General features: G+C 53.8%; 15 protein-coding genes and 1 other annotated feature. Of the genes, 11 read left to right on the forward strand and 4 right to left on the reverse strand.

What is annotated here, in order from left to right; genetic code table 11:
• The first annotated feature begins 4 nt into the window (after positions 1 to 4).
• Positions 5 to 1372: a cell envelope integrity protein CreD gene (creD, locus tag ACKI5T_RS08215; RefSeq protein WP_407436946.1), complete on the forward strand. Its 1368-nt coding sequence runs from the start codon at positions 5 to 7 to the stop codon at positions 1370 to 1372.
• Positions 1373 to 1417: 45 nt separating this feature from the next.
• On the opposite strand, the gene arcA is transcribed toward creD, so the two are convergent.
• Entirely contained in the window at positions 1418 to 2134 is a 717-nt protein-coding gene (arcA, locus tag ACKI5T_RS08220) for a two-component system response regulator ArcA (RefSeq protein WP_006174002.1), read from the reverse strand.
• Positions 2135 to 2229: 95 nt separating this feature from the next.
• Between arcA and yjjY the strand changes: the two genes are divergently transcribed.
• From yjjY to ACKI5T_RS08255, 7 genes are all read left to right on the forward strand, one after another.
• On the forward strand, positions 2230 to 2370 hold the full coding sequence (gene yjjY, locus ACKI5T_RS08225) for a protein YjjY (protein ID WP_042998021.1): 141 nt from the start codon (positions 2230 to 2232) through the stop codon (positions 2368 to 2370).
• 399 nt (positions 2371 to 2769) lie between these two features.
• Positions 2770 to 3456: a tRNA/rRNA methyltransferase gene (locus tag ACKI5T_RS08230; protein WP_407436949.1), complete on the forward strand. Its 687-nt coding sequence runs from the start codon at positions 2770 to 2772 to the stop codon at positions 3454 to 3456.
• Between the two features lie 210 nt (positions 3457 to 3666).
• Positions 3667 to 3735, forward strand: coding sequence for a thr operon leader peptide (gene thrL, locus ACKI5T_RS08235; RefSeq protein WP_107704209.1), 69 nt, complete (start codon positions 3667 to 3669; stop codon positions 3733 to 3735).
• Positions 3674 to 3792 (forward strand) — a sequence feature (Thr leader region). Its footprint overlaps the gene before it by 62 nt.
• A 25-nt stretch (positions 3793 to 3817) precedes the next feature.
• A complete protein-coding gene (thrA, locus tag ACKI5T_RS08240) occupies positions 3818 to 6280 on the forward strand; it encodes a bifunctional aspartate kinase/homoserine dehydrogenase I (protein ID WP_012015973.1) in 2463 nt (820 codons plus the stop codon).
• A gap of 1 nt (position 6281) precedes the next feature.
• Positions 6282 to 7211 (forward strand): homoserine kinase, encoded by a 930-nt coding sequence (thrB, locus tag ACKI5T_RS08245; protein WP_012015974.1) that lies wholly within the window; start codon positions 6282 to 6284, stop codon positions 7209 to 7211.
• A 3-nt stretch (positions 7212 to 7214) separates the two neighbouring features.
• Positions 7215 to 8501, forward strand: coding sequence for a threonine synthase (gene thrC, locus ACKI5T_RS08250; protein WP_133631750.1), 1287 nt, complete (start codon positions 7215 to 7217; stop codon positions 8499 to 8501).
• A gap of 213 nt (positions 8502 to 8714) precedes the next feature.
• Positions 8715 to 9011 (forward strand): DUF2502 domain-containing protein, encoded by a 297-nt coding sequence (locus ACKI5T_RS08255; RefSeq protein ID WP_407436953.1) that lies wholly within the window; start codon positions 8715 to 8717, stop codon positions 9009 to 9011.
• A gap of 134 nt (positions 9012 to 9145) precedes the next feature.
• Here the strand turns inward: ACKI5T_RS08255 and yaaA are convergent, their stop codons facing one another.
• Together yaaA and ACKI5T_RS08265 are read right to left on the reverse strand one after the other, a co-directional pair.
• Positions 9146 to 9919 carry a peroxide stress protein YaaA gene (gene yaaA / locus ACKI5T_RS08260; RefSeq protein ID WP_407436955.1) on the reverse strand — a complete coding sequence of 258 codons (774 nt, stop codon included), beginning with the start codon at positions 9917 to 9919 and terminating at the stop codon, positions 9146 to 9148.
• A gap of 66 nt (positions 9920 to 9985) precedes the next feature.
• Complete coding sequence (locus ACKI5T_RS08265) at positions 9986 to 11416, reverse strand: alanine/glycine:cation symporter family protein (protein ID WP_407436957.1); 1431 nt, start codon at positions 11414 to 11416, stop codon at positions 9986 to 9988.
• Between the two features lie 262 nt (positions 11417 to 11678).
• Between ACKI5T_RS08265 and tal the strand changes: the two genes are divergently transcribed.
• The 3 genes from tal to ACKI5T_RS08280 all read left to right on the forward strand — a co-directional run bounded on the left by tal (position 11679) and on the right by ACKI5T_RS08280 (position 14752).
• A complete protein-coding gene (gene tal / locus ACKI5T_RS08270; RefSeq protein WP_407436959.1) occupies positions 11679 to 12632 on the forward strand; it encodes a transaldolase in 954 nt (317 codons plus the stop codon).
• A 111-nt stretch (positions 12633 to 12743) separates the two neighbouring features.
• Entirely contained in the window at positions 12744 to 13331 is a 588-nt protein-coding gene (gene mog, locus ACKI5T_RS08275) for a molybdopterin adenylyltransferase (RefSeq protein ID WP_407436961.1), read from the forward strand.
• A 119-nt stretch (positions 13332 to 13450) separates the two neighbouring features.
• Positions 13451 to 14752 carry an MFS transporter gene (locus tag ACKI5T_RS08280; protein WP_407436963.1) on the forward strand — a complete coding sequence of 434 codons (1302 nt, stop codon included), beginning with the start codon at positions 13451 to 13453 and terminating at the stop codon, positions 14750 to 14752.
• Here the strand turns inward: ACKI5T_RS08280 and ACKI5T_RS08285 are convergent.
• Positions 14739 to 15863 carry an ABC transporter substrate-binding protein gene (locus tag ACKI5T_RS08285; protein WP_407436965.1) on the reverse strand — a complete coding sequence of 375 codons (1125 nt, stop codon included), beginning with the start codon at positions 15861 to 15863 and terminating at the stop codon, positions 14739 to 14741. The genes ACKI5T_RS08280 and ACKI5T_RS08285 overlap by 14 nt on opposite strands.
• Positions 15864 to 15881 lie beyond the last annotated feature (18 nt).

Here is a 15881-nt window from a genome sequence, read left to right on the forward strand (position 1 = left end):
GGTCATGAAAAAATCCCCCCTGTTCTGGAAAGTCAGCACCCTGATTGGGTGCATCCTGCTGTTATTAGTGCCGTTGTTGATGGTGAGTAACCTGATTTCGGAGCGCGCGAGCTATCGTGACGACGTGGAAGATACGCTACGGCAAAGCACCAGCGGGCCGCAGCAGCTCACCGGGCCGCTTATCGCCATCCCAGTGACCGAGATCTACTACAAAATTGAGGATAAAAAAGAGGTCGAACATAAGCGCAGTTATCTGCATTTTGTGCTGCCGGAATCATTGGTTATTGACGGCAATCAGCAGGTGCAATCCAGGAGCATCGGTATCTATGACGGACAAATCTGGACCACCGATCTCACGCTAAAAGCGCAGTTTAGCACTGAAAAATTAACGCGCTTAAAAGGCGAAACGATCACCCTTGGACAGCCGTTTGTTGTGGTCGGCGTGGGCGACGCGCGGGGGATCGGCGCGGTAAGCATCTCGAAAATCAACGGCGAAGCGCTGACTGTTGAACCCGGTTCTGGTGTTTCGGGCGAATTGCCGGGTATTCATATTCCGCTGAATGAAAATCTGCTGGCGATGAAAACCCTGACGCTGGACATGTCGCTGAGCCTCAACGGGACGGGCAGTTTTTCCGCCGTGCCTGTCGGGCGTAACAGCGAGCTAACGTTACGCAGCAACTGGCCGCATCCGGGTTTTATGGGCGATTACTTACCGGTTCAGCGTGAGATTAGCGCATCGGGTTTTCAGGCCCATTGGAAAAGCACCTGGTTCGCTAACAATCTTGAAAGTCTGTTTGGCTCTCGAGAGCAGCCTGAGTGGCGACACGTTCCCGCCTTTAGCGTGACCGTGGCGACGCCTGCCGATCAGTATCAACTGACTGACCGCGCCATCAAATATGCCGTTTTGCTGATCGCGCTGACGTTTATGGCGTTCTTTGTCTACGAGACATTAACCCATCTTCGTCTGCACCCGATGCAGTACCTGCTGGTTGGACTGTCGCTAGTGCTGTTTTATCTGGTCTTGCTGGCGCTGTCAGAGCACGTTGGATTTACGCCCGCCTGGATTATCGCAAGCCTGGTCGGCGCGATGATGAACGGGGTGTATTTGCAGGCGGTGCTTAAAGGCTGGAGGCGCAGTGCGGTGTTTATCCTGGCACTGTTAGGGCTTGATGCGGTGATGTGGTTCTTGCTGCGCTCGGAAGACAGTGCGCTGCTATTGGGGTCGACCGTGCTGGCAATCGCATTGTTTGCGGTGATGTATCTCACGCGTCACTTTGACTGGTATTCATTGTCGCAGTCAAAACGTAGCGACCCGCCAGATGGTGACTCGTCGAATAATACCGATGACGATTCCTTGCGGATCTGGAAATAAAAAAACGGCGCGTTAAGCGCCGTTTTTAATGCGTTGAATGCGGGATTATTCCTGCAGATCGCCGCAGAAACGGTAACCTTCGCCATGGATCGTGGCGATGATTTCTGGCGTATCCGGCGTGGATTCGAAATGTTTACGAATACGACGGATCGTCACATCAACAGTACGGTCGTGTGGTTTCAGCTCACGGCCGGTCATTTTCTTCAGCAGTTCTGCGCGGGACTGAATCTTGCCCGGATTTTCGCAGAAGTGCAGCATGGCGCGGAATTCACTGCGCGGCAGCTTATACTGTTCACCGTTCGGGCTAACCAGCGAACGACTGTTAATATCAAGTTCCCAGCCGTTGAATTTGTAGCTGTCGACGCTACGACGCTCTTCGCTCACCGTACCCAGATTCATGGTGCGGGACAGCAGATTGCGTGCACGAATCGTCAACTCACGTGGGTTGAACGGTTTGGTGATGTAGTCATCAGCGCCGATTTCCAGGCCGAGGATTTTATCCACTTCATTGTCACGGCCTGTCAGGAACATTAACGCCACATTCGCCTGTTCACGCAGTTCGCGTGCCAGAAGAAGGCCGTTTTTACCTGGCAGATTGATGTCCATGATGACCAGATTGATATCATTTTCAGACAGGATCTGATGCATCTCTGCGCCATCGGTCGCTTCAAAGACATCGTAGCCTTCTGCTTCGAAAATGCTCTTTAACGTGTTGCGTGTTACCAACTCGTCTTCAACGATAAGAATGTGCGGGGTCTGCATGTTTGCTACCTAAATTGCCAACTAAATCGAAACAGGAAGTACAAAAGTCCCTGACCTGCCTGATGCATGTCGCAAATTAACATGACCGGCGTAACGTGACTAAAGTACGTAATTGCGTTCTTGATGCACTTTCCATCAACGTCAACAACATCATTAGCTTGGTCGTGGGTAGTTTCCCTCTGGACCCGACAGTGTCAAAAACGGCTGTCATCCTAACCATTTTAACAGCAACATAACAGGCTAAGTGACACCGGACACCCAATAAAACTACGCTTCGTTGACATATATCAAGTTCAATTGTAGCACGTTAACAGTTTGATGAAATCATCGTATCCGATTGCTAGCCTTTGTCACAAATTTTCAATAAACCAATTAGTTGCAGGTATTGATTAATAAACAACGCGAATCCAATTCGAAAAAGCTATCAATACAGGTATTATCATTAATAAACATACGGATAAGTAATATCTGTTAACATTTTTATCAATAATTCACTCACTGAACAGTTTAACGTTTTTAATTTATAGTGAAACGCGATTTCGGTGATTTGTGTTGCAATTTTGTAAATTCGTGCCGCGTAATATCTTGAGGTGGATCACACTTTCACCCGCTAACTGATTAATAAGAGAACATAAATGCACTTGTCGATAGTGCTGGTTTCCCCAGCAAGAGCAGAAAATATTGGCGCCGCCGCCCGCGCGATGAAGACGATGGGATTCAACGATTTGCGGATCGTGGCGAGTGAAGCTCACCTTGAACCTGCCACGCGCTGGGTAGCGCACGGATCGGGTGAAATTATCGATAATATAACCACTTACGCGACACTCGCCGACGCACTGCATGATATTTCATTCACCGTCGCGACCACCGCTCGCAGCCGGGCGAAATTTCATTACTACGCCACGCCTGCTGAACTGGTGCCGATGCTAACGGAAAAAAGCGAATGGATATCGAAGGCGGCGTTGGTGTTTGGCCGTGAGGATTCGGGCCTCACAAATGATGAACTGGAGCTCGCCGATGTTCTGACCGGCGTGCCGATGGTCGCGGATTACCCGTCGCTCAATTTGGGCCAGGCAGTTATGGTCTATTGCTATCAATTAGCATCTTTAATGCAAACTGCCGCACCCGCGTCGAGCAGCGTTGATGAAAACCAACTGCGTGCGTTACGTGTTCGTGCAGAAGCCCTGTTGTCGCAACTGAATGTCGCTGACGATCAAAAAATGGTGGAGTGGCTGCACCAGCGGCTAGGGCGTCTTGAGCAGCGAGACACCGCCATGCTGCACCGATTGCTTCATGATATTGAAAAAAAATTGGCAGAGTAAAAATCTGACATTTGAATTTAATATAGCTTATGAGTCTGATTATAAGGGTTGTGACTGGTCGTATCTGGATGAAAATAAACGGCAAGCAGCGCGTCAGAGAAGAAGCGCAAATTGTGATCAAATTAGAAATTTATTGACTTAGGGTACCGAATCCCTTAACCCTTAGGGATACAGGACAGACAGATAATAACGACAGAGAACACAACATCCATGAATCGCGTTAGCACCACCACCATTACAACAACCATCATCATTACCACAGGTAACGATGCGGGCTGACGCGTAACAGGAAAAACAGAAAAAAGCCCGCACCTAAACAGTGCGGGCTTTTTTTTCGGCTAAAGATCATTGAGGTAATACCATGCGCGTCTTGAAGTTCGGCGGTACATCAGTGGCAAATGCAGAACGTTTTCTGCGTGTTGCCGATATCCTGGAAAGCAACGCCAGGCAGGGGCAGGTCGCAACCGTGCTTTCTGCCCCGGCGAAAATCACCAACCATCTGGTGGCGATGATTGAAAAAACCATCGGTGGTCAGGATGCCCTTCCGAACATCAGCGATGCCGAACGTATTTTTACCGAACTGCTTCAGGGGCTGGCCGATTTGCAGCCAGGCTTCCCACTCGCACCGTTAAAAGCTTTTGTTGAACAAGAATTCGCACAGATCAAACATGTTCTGCACGGTATCAGTCTGCTCGGCCAGTGCCCGGATAGCATCAATGCGGCGTTGATTTGTCGTGGTGAAAAACTCTCTATCGCCATCATGGCGGGCCTTCTGGAAGCCCGCGGTCACAAAGTGGCGGTGATTGATCCGGTCGAAAAACTGCTGGCCGTTGGACATTACCTCGAGTCTACCGTGGACATTGCCGAGTCTACCCGCCGCATTGCCGCCAGCAAAATTCCAGCGGATCACATGATTTTAATGGCGGGCTTTACCGCCGGTAACGAGAAAGGCGAGCTGGTGGTGCTGGGCCGTAACGGTTCTGACTATTCAGCCGCCGTGCTTGCTGCGTGCTTGCGCGCCGATTGTTGCGAGATCTGGACTGACGTCGACGGCGTCTATACCTGCGATCCGCGTCAGGTGCCGGACGCGAGACTGCTGAAATCAATGTCGTATCAGGAAGCGATGGAGCTGTCGTATTTCGGCGCTAAAGTGCTTCATCCTCGTACCATTTCTCCTATCGCTCAATTCCAGATCCCGTGTTTAATCAAAAATACTGGCAACCCGCAGGCTCCGGGGACGCTGATTGGCGCCAGCCATGACGAAGATGATTTGCCGGTTAAAGGCATCTCCAACCTGAATAACATGGCGATGTTCAGCGTTTCCGGACCAGGCATGAAAGGCATGGTCGGCATGGCAGCGCGCGTATTTGCGGCGATGTCACGCAACGGTATTTCGGTGGTGCTGATTACCCAATCCTCTTCCGAATACAGCATCAGCTTCTGCGTGCCGCAGGCGGATTGCATGCGTGCCCGTCGTGCGCTGGAAGAAGAGTTCTATCTGGAACTGAAAGAAGAACTTTTAGAGCCGTTGTCGATTCAGGAACGTCTGGCGATCATTTCCGTCGTGGGCGACGGCATGCGTACCCTGCGCGGGATCTCCGCCAAGTTCTTTGCTGCGCTGGCTCGCGCTAATATCAACATCGTGGCCATTGCGCAGGGCTCTTCCGAGCGTTCTATTTCTGTGGTGGTGAGTAACGACGACGCGACCACGGGCGTGCGCGTTACCCATCAGATGCTGTTCAACACCGATCAGGTCATCGAAGTGTTTGTGATTGGCGTAGGCGGGGTGGGTGGTGCGTTACTGGAACAGGTAAAGCGCCAGCAGGGTTGGCTGAAGAAAAAACATATCGATTTGCGTGTGTGCGGGGTGGCGAACTCAAAAGCGCTGCTGACCAACGTTCACGGGCTGAATCTGGAAAGCTGGCAGGCGGAGTTAGCAGAAGCCAAAGAGCCGTTCAATCTGGGCCGTTTGATCCGTCTGGTGAAAGAGTATCACCTGCTTAACCCAGTGATTGTCGATTGTACTTCTCATCAGGCCGTGGCCGATCAGTACGCTGATTTCCTGCGCGAAGGCTTCCATGTGGTGACGCCGAACAAAAAGGCCAACACCTCGTCGATGGATTATTACCATCAGCTGCGCACCGCAGCCAGCAAATCGCGCCGCAAGTTCTTATACGATACCAACGTGGGGGCGGGTTTGCCGGTCATTGAGAACCTGCAAAACCTGCTGAATGCGGGTGATGAACTGCAGCGTTTCTCCGGCATTCTCTCTGGCTCGCTGTCGTTTATCTTCGGCAAGCTGGATGAAGGCATGAGCCTGTCAGAAGCGACCACCGCCGCGCGAGAACTCGGCTATACCGAGCCAGATCCGCGTGACGATCTTTCCGGCATGGATGTGGCGCGCAAGCTGCTGATCCTCGCGCGTGAAACCGGGCGCGAGCTGGAGCTTTCTGACATCGTTATCGAACCTGTCCTTCCCGCTGGGTTTGATGATAGCGGTGACGTCGCAGCATTTATGGGCCGTTTGCCGCAGCTTGACGATGACTTTGCCGCTCGCGTAGCGAAAGCCCGTGATGAAGGCAAAGTATTGCGCTATGTTGGCAATATTGAAGACGACGGCGTGTGCCGCGTCAAAATTGCTGAAGTGGACGGTAACGATCCGCTATTCAAAGTCAAAAATGGCGAAAATGCCCTCGCGTTTTACAGCCACTATTATCAGCCATTACCGCTTGTGCTTCGCGGTTACGGCGCAGGGAACGATGTCACTGCAGCGGGCGTATTTGCCGATCTGCTCCGTACCCTGTCATGGAAGTTAGGAGTTTAACATGGTCAAAGTTTATGCCCCGGCTTCCAGCGCCAATATGAGCGTCGGATTTGATGTGCTGGGTGCGGCGGTTGCGCCGGTCGACGGTTCGCCGCTGGGCGATACGGTAACGGTTGAAGCCGCCGACAGTTTTAGCCTCAATAATGTGGGCCGTTTCGCCAGCAAGCTGCCGCCAGAACCGCGCGAAAATATTGTTTATCAGTGCTGGGAGCGCTTTTGTCAGGAAATTGGCAAGAACGTGCCCGTCGCGATGACGCTCGAAAAAAGCATGCCGATTGGTTCCGGTCTCGGCTCAAGCGCCTGTTCTGTCGTCGCCGCGCTGGTCGCGATGAACGAACATTGCGGCAAACCGTTGAACAACAACCGCCTGTTGGCGCTGATGGGCGAGCTGGAAGGGCGCATCTCCGGCAGCATTCATTACGACAACGTCGCACCGTGCTTCCTCGGCGGTATGCAACTGATGATCGAAGAGAACGGCATTATCAGCCAACAGGTGCCAGGCTTTGACGAGTGGCTGTGGGTGCTGGCGTATCCGGGCATTAAAGTCTCGACCGCCGAAGCGCGCGCGATTTTACCCGCGCAGTACCGTCGTCAGGATTGCATCGCACACGGTCGTCATCTGGCAGGCTTTATTCACGCCTGTTATACCCGCCAGCCTGCGCTGGCGGCGAAGCTGATGAAAGACGTTATCGCCGAGCCGTACCGCACCAAACTTCTGCCGGGCTTCACTGAAGCGCGTCAGGCGTCGCTGGATATTGGCGCGCAGGCGTGCGGCATTTCAGGCTCCGGCCCGACGCTGTTCGCATTATGCGATAAGCCTGACACCGCGCAGCGCGTGGCGGACTGGCTGGCGAAAAACTACCTGCAAAATCAGGAAGGCTTTGTTCATATTTGCCGGCTGGACACGGCAGGCGCACGAGTACTGGGATAATTGATGAAACTCTACAATCTGAAAGATCATAACGAGCAGGTCAGCTTCGCGCAGGCGGTGACTCAGGGCCTGGGCAAAAATCAGGGGCTGTTCTTTCCGCACGACTTGCCGGAATTTAGCCTGACTGAAATCGATGAAATGCTGAAGCAGGATTTTGTCAGCCGCAGCGCCAAAATCGTCTCAGCATTTATTGGCGATGAAATTCCGCAAGCAGAGCTGGAAGAGCGTGTCCGCGCGGCGTTTGCGTTCCCGGCACCGGTAAAATCGGTTGAGCCGGATATAGGCTGCCTGGAACTTTTCCATGGTCCGACGCTGGCGTTTAAAGACTTTGGCGGCCGTTTTATGGCGCAAATGCTGACGCACATCAGCGGTGATAAACCGGTCACTATCCTGACTGCGACATCCGGTGACACCGGTGCGGCAGTGGCTCACGCGTTTTACGGTCTGAAAAACGTGCGCGTAGTGATCCTCTATCCGCAGGGCAAAATCAGTCCGTTGCAGGAAAAACTGTTCTGTACGCTGGGCGGCAACATTGAAACCGTGGCTATCGACGGTGATTTTGATGCTTGTCAGGCGCTGGTGAAACAGGCCTTTGACGACGAAGAGCTGAAAGTGGCGCTGGGCTTAAACTCCGCCAACTCTATCAACATCAGCCGCCTGCTGGCGCAGATTTGCTACTACTTCGAAGCGGTCGCGCAGCTCCCGCAGGAAGCACGTAATCAGCTGGTGATTTCCGTGCCAAGCGGTAACTTCGGCGACCTGACCGCAGGCCTGCTGGCGAAATCCCTTGGTTTGCCGGTCAAGCGTTTTATCGCCGCCACCAACGCCAATGACACGGTTCCCCGTTTCCTGAAAGAGGGCAAATGGACGCCAAACGCGACCAAAGCGACCTTGTCTAACGCGATGGATGTGTCACAGCCGAACAACTGGCCGCGTGTGGAAGAGCTGTTCCGCCGTAAAATCTGGCGTCTGAGCGATCTGGGTTATGCCGCCGTTACCGACGAAACCACCAAAGCGACCATGCGCGAGCTGAAAGCGGTGGGGTATATCTCTGAGCCGCATGCGGCGATTGCGTACCGCGCGCTGCGTGACCAGCTCAATCCAGGTGAGTACGGATTGTTCCTTGGCACTGCGCATCCGGCGAAATTTAAAGAGAGCGTGGATGAGATTCTGGGCGAGTCGCTGCCGCTGCCAAAAGAGCTGGCGGATCGCGCCGATCTGCCGCTACTTTCTCATTCTCTGCCTGCGGAATTTGCCGCGCTGCGTAAGCTGATGATGACCCGCGGATAGTTTTCTCACGCGATGATTCAGGCCGGATGATATCCGGCCTTTTTTATGCCCAAATACGGAGAAAATAAGGAGAGATCGTGTGGGGGAAAAGCAGAAATTCCCAATAAATGCGCTCACTTAGAGAATAGGATTGCAGAGGATAACAACCCGCATTCACCTCACGTAATCTCCTTCCATCGGCCCGCGTTGGGCAAGAATGAGAAGGAGTACCCGATGTCTAAACTGAAACCTGCTTTGCTTGCACTTTCACTGATGCTGGTGGCTCCCACGGTTGTGCAGGCAGCCGACATCACGTTAGTGCCCGCCGTAAAATTACAGATTGGCGATCGAGACGATCGGGGTCACCACTGGGATGGCGGCCGCTGGCGCGACAATGACTGGTGGAAATCGCATTACGAGTGGCGAGATAACCGCTGGCATCCGCATGACGATCACCGCGATCGTCACGATAATCGCCGCGACAAGCCTCATGACGATCGCGGACACGGCCCGGACTGGAAGCATCGCTGATTTTTCTCATCCCTCTCTGCCCAAAGGAGAGAGAAAACTGTCGCTGAGTTGCTTGCCCGTGCCGCGTGGTGATGAAAAGCGTGCACAAAACGGTTCCCTCTCCCTTTGAGGAGAGGGTTTGGGTGCGGCGGAAATTACTGCTCGTGTCGCTTAAACACCAGCTCGCCTTTCTCGGACGCTTCGCCGTCAAAGAAATAGCCTTCACTGTTAAATGCGGTGAGTTGCTCAGCTTTTGTCAGACGATTTTCAATGATGTAACGGCTCATCAGCCCGCGCGCTTTTTTGGCGTAGAAGCTGATGACTTTGAATTTGCCCTTTTTCTCGTCGAGGAAGACGGGCTTAATAATCTCCGCATTCAGCTTTTTCGGCTTAACTGATCGGTAATATTCATCGGATGCCAGATTGATGACGATGTTGTCACCCTGGGCTTTCAGCGCGTCGTTGAGCTTCTCAGTGATGATATCCCCCCAGAATTGGTACAGATCTTTGCCTTTGGCATTTTCCAGGCGGATGCCCATCTCAAGACGGTACGGCTGCATCAAATCCAGCGGGCGCAGCACGCCGTACAGACCCGATAACATACGCAGATGCTGCTGAGCGAAATCAAAATCGGCCTCGCTAAATTCTTCGGCCTGCAAGCCGGTATACACGTCACCTTTGAACGCGAGGATCGCCTGACGGGCATTTTTCGGTGTGAAATCCGGCTGCCAGTCGTGGAAACGGGTGGCATTGAGATCGGCGAGTTTGTCGCTGATGCCCATCAACTTGCCAATTTGCGGGGCGGAAAGTTTGCGCGCCTCACGAATCAGCTGTTGCGAATGATCCAGCAGTTCGGGCTGGGTATAGCGCTCGGTGGCGAGCGGGCTCTGGTAATCGAGCGTTTTTGCAGGTGAAATCAGAATCAGCATAACCAGTCCTTGCAGGAAGTTTAGGGCGACTTTAGCAAAAAATCCGCCTCAGTTGATCGATGGCTGCTATTGCCGTGGCAAATCATCCCAGGTGCCCGGCGCAATTTGTGACTCGATTTCGGGATAACGAGCCGCATCAAACACCGGCTTTAGGCCCAGCTTACGCTGGCGTAAATAGTCGCTGGCGATAAGCGCGACAACCGGTGACAGCAGTAAAATAGCCGTCAGGTTAGTGATCGCCATCAGCGCCATAATCACATCCGCCAGTTGCCAGACCAGCGGCAGGCTCAGCATCGACCCGACCATCACCATTCCAGCGATTCCGACCCGCAGAATCCATAGCGCTTTGCGCGAATCAAAACGCAGAAAAATCAGGTTCGTTTCAGCATAAATATAATTGGCGACCATCGAGTTGAACGAAAACAGAATCACGATAAGCGACACAAAGCCAGCCCCCCAGCTCCCCGCAAGATTCACCAGCGCCTGCTGAACGATCTGTATGCCTTCTGGGCTGTTGGTATGCGCGACAGGGCCCGCGAGCAGCACAATCATGGCGCTGGCGGAGCAGATAATGATGGTGTCGATGAATACCCCAATCATCTGCACGATACCCTGCGCGGCAGGGTGTGGGGGCCATGAAGCCGCTGCCCCAGCGGCATTCGGTGTGGAGCCCATTCCGGCTTCGTTAGAGAACATGCCGCGCTGGAAACCCGCCGTCAGCGCCTGGCTAAGGGTATATCCCAGCGCCCCTGCTGCGGCTTCTCGCCAGCCGAAAGCGGCTTTGAAAATGGTGGCGATCACATCCGGAAGCTGACCAATGTGCATTGCAGTAACGACCAGACTGGTGGTGACCCATAGCAGCGCCAACACCGGCACCAGCCACTGCATCAGGCGCGCAACGCCTTTGATGCCCGTCACGATAACCAGCAGGGTCGCGATAGCCAGCATCGCGCCGGTTATCCATTCGGGGAAATCAAACGCGTAGCGCAGGGCATGCGCCACCGAGTTGGCTTGTACCGTATTGAAAATAAGACCGTAAGCCACGAGCAGAAAAACAGAAAACAGCACGCCCATCCAGCGCATACCCAGGCCGCGCGACATGTACCAGGCCGGGCCGCCGCGAAACTGACCGTGCCGATCCCGCTCTTTGTAGAGCTGCGCCAGCGAACATTCGGCAAACGATGTCGCCATGCCGATAAGCGCCGTGACCCACATCCAGAACACGGCACCCGGGCCGCCTGCACCAATGGCTAACGCCACACCCGCCAGATTACCGCTACCAACGCGGGCGGCCAGGCTGGTGCAGAGTGCCTGAAAAGAGGTTAATCCATCGGGTTGCGGGCTGACGCTGTTTTTCAGACTTTTACCAAACTGGCGAATATAGCGAAACTGAATAAAACCGCTGCGTACCGTGAACCATATTCCGGCTCCGAGCAGCAAATAGATCATCACTGAGCCCCACAGGACCTCATTGATAAAGGAAAAGAAATCAGGCATTAACGTCCCTCTTGTTGATGCCAAAGTGAAATTATAAGCGCTACCACTGAATGAACGGAGTGGTACTTAGCAGGCTGTTAATATTCGGAGTTTATCATACTATCCGTAAGCGCACTGTCTGCGGTTGCGCTGCTATTCCGTCGTGTTATCATCAGGGCAGACCGGTTACATCCCCCTAACAAGTAAACCTGTCATTTTTCCGTTGCTGGCATGCTGTCGGTGGCGTGAATTATCCAGGGCACGTAAAAAGAGAAAGACTATCATGACGGATAAATTGACCTCCCTTCGTCAGTTCACCACTGTCGTAGCTGACACCGGAGATATCGCGGCAATGAAGTTGTACCAGCCGCAGGATGCCACAACCAACCCTTCTCTGATTCTTAACGCCGCACAGATTCCTGAGTACCGCAAACTGATCGACGAAGCTGTCACCTGGGCGAAAGGCCAGAGCAACGATCGTGCGCAGCAGGTTGTGGACGCGACTGACAAACTGGCAGTTAATATCGGTCTCGAAATCCTGAAACTGGTTCCGGGCCGTATTTCTACCGAAGTTGACGCGCGTCTGTCCTACGACACCGACGCGTCAATCGCCAAAGCCAAACACCTGATCAAACTGTATAACGATGCTGGCATCAGCAACGATCGCATTCTGATCAAACTGGCATCCACCTGGCAGGGCATCCGCGCTGCAGAACAGCTGGAAAAAGAAGGTATCAACTGTAACCTGACGCTGCTGTTCTCCTTCGCGCAGGCGCGTGCTTGTGCTGAAGCGGGCGTGTACCTGATTTCTCCGTTCGTGGGCCGTATCATGGACTGGTACAAAGCCAACACCGACAAGAAAGAGTTCGCACCAGCGGAAGATCCAGGCGTGATTTCCGTGAGCGAAATCTACCAGTACTACAAACAGCACGGCTATGAAACCGTCGTTATGGGCGCAAGCTTCCGTAACGTGGGTGAAATCATCGAGCTGGCTGGCTGTGACCGCCTGACCATCGCCCCTGCACTGCTGAAAGAGCTGGCAGAGAGCGAAGGCGCGCTGGAGCGTAAACGGTCCTACACCGGTGAAGTGAAAGCGCGTCCAGAACGCATCACTGAATCCGAGTTCCTGTGGCAGCACAACCAGGATCCAATGGCCGTAGACAAACTGGCGGACGGTATCCGTAAGTTTGCTGTTGACCAGGAAAAACTGGAAAAAATGATCGGCGATCTGCTGTAATCATTCTGCGTGACCGGGCCTCCGGTCACGCGACTTCTTTCCTACCCTGTCTGAATTCCCCCTCTGCGTGTATCATTCCTGTTAATCAGTATTGTTTGAATGGAAATGGATATGAATACATTACGCATCGGCTTAGTGTCGATTTCTGACCGCGCCTCCAGCGGTATTTACGAAGATAAAGGCATTCCGGCTCTGGAAGCCTGGCTGGCGACGGCGCTCACGACGCCTTTTGAAATCCAGACGCGTTTAATCCCCGACGAGCAGGCGATCATTGAACAGACGCTGTGCGAGCTGGTGGATGAAATGAGCTGCCATCTGGTGCTCACCACCGGCGGTACGGGTCCGGCGCGCCGGGATGTCACCCCAGATGCGACGCTGGCGATTGCCGATCGCGAGATGCCAGGGTTTGGCGAACAGATGCGCCAGATTAGCCTGCACTTCGTCCCGACGGCGATCCTGTCCCGTCAGGTGGGCGTGATTCGCAAACAGGCGTTGATTCTGAATCTGCCAGGCCAGCCGAAGTCGATCAAAGAGACGCTGGAAGGCGTGAAAGCGGAAGATGGCAGCGTGGTCGTCGCAGGAATTTTCGCCAGTGTACCGTATTGTATACAGCTGCTTGATGGGCCTTACATTGAAACCGATCCACAAGTGGTAGCAGCATTTCGGCCTAAAAGTGCAAGGCGCGAAACAATCTCCTGAAATTAACGCATCTGTGACATAAGCTACAGCCGGAATAGCGTGTTGATAGATTTACGGTATAGTAATTTTTTCTTTACGATCACTGTAAAATTAAATCAACAACGCTGGAAAGGTTCGCTATGTCACATTACACCCGGCCTCTGAATCGTCAGGACTACAAAACGCTGACGCTCGCTGCCCTTGGCGGCGCGCTGGAGTTCTACGATTTCATCATTTTTGTCTTTTTTGCTGCCGTTGTGGGAGAACTGTTCTTCCCGGCGGATATCCCGGAATGGCTGCGCCAGGTTCAGACCTTCGGCATTTTTGCGGCGGGTTATCTTGCGCGTCCGCTCGGCGGCATCATCATGGCCCACTTTGGCGATCTGGTCGGGCGTAAAAAAATGTTTACCCTCAGCATCCTGCTAATGGCCGTGCCAACGCTGGCCATTGGTTTGCTGCCGACGTACGCCACGATGGGCATTCTCGCCCCTGTTTTGCTGCTGCTGATGCGTATTTTGCAGGGCGCGGCGATTGGCGGGGAAGTGCCTGGCGCATGGGTTTTTGTGGCTGAACACGTACCTGAACGCCGCATTGGGATCGCATGCGGAACGTTAACCGCGGGCCTGACCGTCGGGATTTTGCTCGGCTCCGTCGTCGCGACCCTCATCAACACCAGTATGACCACGCAGGCGGTGCATGAGTGGGGCTGGCGTCTCCCGTTCCTGCTCGGCGGTGCGTTTGGCCTGGTGGCGATGTATCTCCGCCGCTGGTTGCAGGAAACTCCTATCTTCCTTGAAATGCAGCAGCGTAAAGCCCTGGCGCAAGAACTGCCGGTTAAATCTGTCGTGGCGCATCACAAAAAAGCCGTGGTGATTTCTATGCTGCTGACCTGGCTGCTGTCCGCCGGGATTGTGGTGGTGATTCTTATGTCGCCCGTCTGGCTGCAAAAACAGTACGGTTTTGCCCCTGCGGTCACGCTGCAGGCGAACAGTATCGCGACCATTATGCTGTGCTTTGGCTGTTTGATTGCCGGTGTTGCGGCGGATCGCTTTGGCGCGAGCCTGACGTTTATCGTCGGCAGCCTGTTGCTGGCGGGATCAAGCTGGGCGTTCTATCACCTTGCGGGAAGCCATCCGGAACAACTTTTCCTGCTGTATGGCGTGGTAGGGCTTTGCGTGGGCGTCGTGGGCGCTGTGCCGTACGTGATGGTACGCGCGTTCCCGGCAGAAGTGCGATTCACCGGCATTTCGTTTTCCTATAACGTCTCCTACGCCATCTTTGGTGGCCTGACGCCGATTGCCGTCACGCTGCTGATGGGTGTGTCGCCGATGGCTCCGGCCTGGTATGTGCTGGCGCTGTCACTGATGGGGCTGGCGTTAGGGATTTGGTTGCGCGGTGAGCGCCATCAGTTGATGGCGCATACGCCGGTTAGTGAGGGGTAAAACTCAGGATGATGTTGTCATCCGGGATCTGCGTGAAGTTTTTAATCAGCTCGTGATAATCCGCCAGCGGATCGACGTCATTGAAGAGCGTTGGGTAGAAAATTTTGCTCAACGTTTCAATGGCGATAATGTTGTACGGGTTGTTATAGAAGTGATGATACAGCGCGCCGGTATGGCCTTGCGCCACGGCCGGAATGCTGCTCACGCCCTGGCGCGACACCAGCGCGTTAAAGGCCGCAGCAACATCGCTTTCCGCCACGTTGTAGCCAAACGGGATAATCGCCGTGCCTTTGGCCGGACGTTTTGAACCGGTCATCAGGTAATAATCGGGGTTGAGGGAGATAATCTTTTCGACCGAGACATTTCCGCTCGCACCCGGCAGCAGTTGTGAACCGATATTCACACCGCCAGCCGCTTCAACCAGACCGCCCCAGCCGTTGCGCGCATGGGTAAAGCAGCAGCCGTTATCCAGCCCGGCAACGCCTGCGATCGGCTCGATGAACACCAGCGGTTTTTTCTCTGCTGTCGCCAGACGCTGGTGAATTCGGTCCAGACGCTGCTGGTAAAAATCAATATACGCCTGCGCTCGCTCGTGTTGCCCCAGCACTTTACCCAGCAGGGCAATGCTCGGGACGGTGTTTTCAACCGGGTGCAATTGGTAATCCACGAAGACCACGGGAACGTGTAGCGCCTCAAGTTTGGCTAATACGCCGCTCTGCACCAGCGACGGCTTGGCGCGGAGCTGGGCGATCATCAGGTCCGGCTGGCGCGAGATCACCGTTTCCAGATCCACATTCCCCTGATCGGAGAATTTCATATCGAGGATGTTTTCTGCTTCCGGCCATTTGCGCTTCAGCACGTTCCAGGTTTCGGTGTCCTGTTTTTTCGGCAGATTATTCCACGCCACCACTTTGGAAAACGGATTGTCGCGCTCAAGCATTGCCAGCGTCAGGATATCGCGGCCATCCTGTAAAATGATGCGCTGCGGCGCCTGTGGGATCGTCACCGTGCGGTTATCAATATCGTTAACCGTCACCGGCCAGTTTTGCGCCATCGCCAACAGCGGTGAGAGCAGTAGCGCTGCGCCGAGTAATGCCTTCTTAAGTGTCATTATTCCCCCGTCATTCCT

The sequence above is a fragment of the Lelliottia sp. genome, assembly GCF_045627565.1.
Classification (GTDB): Bacteria; Pseudomonadota; Gammaproteobacteria; order Enterobacterales; family Enterobacteriaceae; genus Enterobacter.

Bases quoted from the DNA above. Each gene is read 5' to 3' on its own strand.
- creD (WP_407436946.1), top strand. From the start codon at position 5: ATGAAAAAATCCCCCCTGTTCTGGAAAGTCAGCACCCTGATTGGGTGC.
- arcA (WP_006174002.1), bottom strand. From the start codon at position 2,134: ATGCAGACCCCGCACATTCTTATCGTTGAAGACGAGTTGGTAACACGC.
- ACKI5T_RS08230 (WP_407436949.1), top strand. From the start codon at position 2,770: ATGCACTTGTCGATAGTGCTGGTTTCCCCAGCAAGAGCAGAAAATATT.
- thrA (WP_012015973.1), top strand. From the start codon at position 3,818: ATGCGCGTCTTGAAGTTCGGCGGTACATCAGTGGCAAATGCAGAACGT.
- thrB (WP_012015974.1), top strand. From the start codon at position 6,282: ATGGTCAAAGTTTATGCCCCGGCTTCCAGCGCCAATATGAGCGTCGGA.
- thrC (WP_133631750.1), top strand. From the start codon at position 7,215: ATGAAACTCTACAATCTGAAAGATCATAACGAGCAGGTCAGCTTCGCG.
- ACKI5T_RS08255 (WP_407436953.1), top strand. From the start codon at position 8,715: ATGTCTAAACTGAAACCTGCTTTGCTTGCACTTTCACTGATGCTGGTG.
- yaaA (WP_407436955.1), bottom strand. From the start codon at position 9,919: ATGCTGATTCTGATTTCACCTGCAAAAACGCTCGATTACCAGAGCCCG.
- ACKI5T_RS08265 (WP_407436957.1), bottom strand. From the start codon at position 11,416: ATGCCTGATTTCTTTTCCTTTATCAATGAGGTCCTGTGGGGCTCAGTG.
- tal (WP_407436959.1), top strand. From the start codon at position 11,679: ATGACGGATAAATTGACCTCCCTTCGTCAGTTCACCACTGTCGTAGCT.
- mog (WP_407436961.1), top strand. From the start codon at position 12,744: ATGAATACATTACGCATCGGCTTAGTGTCGATTTCTGACCGCGCCTCC.
- ACKI5T_RS08280 (WP_407436963.1), top strand. From the start codon at position 13,451: ATGTCACATTACACCCGGCCTCTGAATCGTCAGGACTACAAAACGCTG.
- ACKI5T_RS08285 (WP_407436965.1), bottom strand. From the start codon at position 15,863: ATGACACTTAAGAAGGCATTACTCGGCGCAGCGCTACTGCTCTCACCG.